This is a genomic window from Arthrobacter sp. Dra40 (assembly GCF_059091905.1).
This window is the reverse complement of record NZ_JBNHHB010000574.1, coordinates 1-405: the sequence shown is the minus strand read 5'-3', so window position 1 is coordinate 405 and position 405 is coordinate 1. Positions and strand designations below refer to the sequence as shown.

1 protein-coding gene is annotated in these 405 nt (G+C 68.4%); it reads right to left on the bottom strand.

All coding sequences use genetic code 11. From position 1 onward, the window contains the following. Positions 1-72: 72 nt before the first annotated feature. A partial coding sequence (gene fliN, locus AC5RWT_RS38055) for a flagellar motor switch protein FliN (protein ID WP_494084716.1) occupies positions 73-405 on the bottom strand: 333 nt, incomplete at its 5' end.

Sequence of the window (405 nt, the reverse complement as noted above, 5' to 3'; positions counted from 1 at the left end):
CAGCACCCACAGCAGCCCCAGCACCACGGCCAGGGAGAGCGCCACGCGCAGGGCGAGGACAAGGGTCTCCATCTAGAGGAGTCCTTCGGGCACATCGAGGATCTTGGTGATGCGCACGGCGTAGTCCTGGTCGACGACCACCACCTCGCCGTGGGCAATCAGCCGGCCGTTAAGCAGCACATCGGCGGGGGCGCCGGCCGAGCGGTCCAGTTCAATCACGCCGCCCGGTTCCAGGTTCAGCACGTCGCGGACAGACATCCGGGTGCGGCCGATCTCCACGGTCAGCGCCATTTCCACGTTGTTGATGCGGCCCAGTTTGGCCAGCACGGAGTCGTCCACGCCGTTTCCTGCCGGGTTCCCGCGCAGCCGGATGGCGAACCAACCGCCGGCCTCGCCGTCGCCGCC